The 2317-nt window shown below is 76.9% G+C and carries 2 protein-coding genes; both read left to right on the top strand.

Translation table 11 applies throughout. The annotated features are described in order from the left end of the window. The coding region (locus tag KV557_RS44305; RefSeq protein ID WP_218207321.1) for a DUF58 domain-containing protein at window positions 1-1243 on the top strand (1243 nt) is incomplete at its 5' end. Window positions 1244-1978: 735 nt separating this feature from the next. Then, the coding region (locus tag KV557_RS41605) for an ALF repeat-containing protein (RefSeq protein WP_218207320.1) at window positions 1979-2317 on the top strand (339 nt) is incomplete at its 3' end.

Raw genomic sequence — 2317 nt, 5'->3', positions numbered from 1 at the left:
CCCGCGCGCCACCGAACGCGCGCTGCGCCTGGCCACCGTGGCCGCCGTCGCCGCCGCCCTCGCGCTGCTCACCGGCCGCGCCTGGCTGCTCGCCCTCGCCGCCGGCCCGGCCGTCCTCCTGGTCCTGGCCGCCGCCGGCCCCACCCGCCCCACCCGCCTGCAGGCCCAGGCCCACGTCGCCCGCCGCCGCGCCTTCGAGGGCGACGACCTCGACGTGCGCATCGAGCTCGCCTTCGACGGCGTCGCCGGCTGGATCGACCCGGGCGTCCACCCCGGGCCCGGCATCGAACTCACAGGCCTCCAGGTCACCGGCACGACGCTCGACCTGCGCCTGACCGCCCGCCGCTGGGGCCACTGGTCGCTCGGCGCCGTCGACCTCGACGTCCACGACCGTGGCGGCCTCACCCGCCGAACGGTGCGCGTCGACCTCGGCGAGGCCCAGATCTTCCCCGCCCCCTCGCCCTCCTCCCTCACCCCCGTCCAGGTCCGCCTGCCCGAACGCATCGGCGAGCACACCGCCCGCCACAACGGCGAGGGCGTCGAGGTCACCGGGGTGCGCCCGCACGTGTGGGGGGAGCGCCAGCGGCGCATCCACTGGCCCGCCACCACCCGGCGCGGCAGCGTCCAGATCAACCAGTTCGCCGCCGAGCGCACCGCCGACGTCGTCGTCCTCATCGACGCCTTCGCCGACTTCCACGACCCCGCCACCGTCACCTCCAGCCTCGACGAGACGCTGCGCGCCGCCGCCGGGCTCACCCGCGCCTACCTGCGCAGCCACGACCGGGTCGGCGTGCTGTCGGTCGGCGGGCGCACCCGCTGGCTCAAGGCCGCCACCGGCGCCACCCACTTCTACCGGCTCGTCGAATCGGTCCTGGAGGTGCGCCGCGACCTCGGCTACCACGTCCCCGACCTGCCGGGCCTGCCCCGCCCGGCGATCCCCGCCGACGCCCTCGTCTACGTCCTCACCCCGCTCGCCGACCAGCGCATCCTCGACGTCCTGCACGACCTCACCGAGCGCGGCAACCCCCTGGTCGTCGTCGAGGTGCCCACCGGCGAGCCCGCACCCGACCCGCGCGACCCCGCCGCCGCCCTCGCCCTGACGCTCTGGCACGCCGACGGCGAGGCCGTCCGCTTCACCCTGCGCGCCTGGGGCATCCCGGTGGTCGCCCTGCACCCCGGCGCCGGACTCGACCTCACCCTCGCACCCCTGCAGCGCACCCGGATCCGCGGGAGGAACCGATGACCGCCCGGCCCCGGCCCACCGCGGCCCGCCTCGCCCCCACCCTCGGCACCGCCCTGGCCGTGGCCGCCACCGCCCCCGCCGCCCGGCCGCTCGGCCCGGTCCTGGCGCTGCTCGCCCCGGTCGTCGCCGCCATGGCCGCCTGGTGGGCGGCGACGCCGCTGGTCCAGCGCCCGGTCGCCCCGCGCACCCCCACCCACCTGGCCCGGCTCGCCCGCCACCGCAACACCGCCCTGGCGGTCGCCTGCGTGCTGCTCGCCGCCCTCTCCCGCCCGCCGCTGTGGGCCGCTGCCTGCACGACCGCCCTGCTCCTCGGCTACCTGCTCTGCCTCGACGCGGCCACCGCCGGCCCGCCCGGCCACCACCAACTGCGCACCCGCACCACCCCCGTGGCCGCCGCCACCGCCGCCGTCCTCGTCCTGGCCGCCGCCTGGCCCCGTCACCCCCACCCCCTGGTCCCGCCTCCTCGCCGCCCTCGCCGTCACCGCCTGCGCCACCACGACGCTCCTCGCCCTCCGCTCCCGCCGCTGACCACCCGCTCCTCCTGCCGGGGCGTCAGAACACCTCCAGCCGGGCGTGCGTCGCGTCGGCGAACAGCAGTTCGCGCTTCTCCATGGCGTCCGCCCAGGGGGCTCCCGGGGCCGGGGACCGGGGTGCACAAAACCAGGTATGGCGATCGTAAAAAACGATCTATGCTGACGGCGTTCACAATCTCTTCGCACGAATCAGGTTTGCTGGATGAAGCTGCCCAAGGTGTCCGCCGTGATCGCGGCTGCCGTGCTGGCCCCCGCCGTTCTCTTCCCGTCCTCGGCCTCGGCCGCCGACAAGCCGCAGCCGACCGGCGTCTCCGGTCCCGACACCGCGTCCGACGCCGCGTCCGATGCCGCCGGGGACCACACTGCCGGGGGCCACACCGCCGGGGACCACGCCGCCGGGGACCAGGAGCAGCGCGACCGGGCCGAGGTGGAGCGGATCCTGGCCGACAAGGAGATCGGCCCGGGTGTGCGCGAGGCCGGGGAGAAGGCGCTCAAGGGCGGTGCCGCCGAGCTGCGGCACTTCCTGGCGGTCGAACTCGAC

The sequence above is a fragment of the Kitasatospora aureofaciens genome (assembly GCF_019192735.1).
Lineage (GTDB): Bacteria > Actinomycetota > Actinomycetes > Streptomycetales > Streptomycetaceae > Kitasatospora > Kitasatospora aureofaciens_A.
This window is presented reverse-complemented; position numbering and strand designations above follow the sequence as displayed.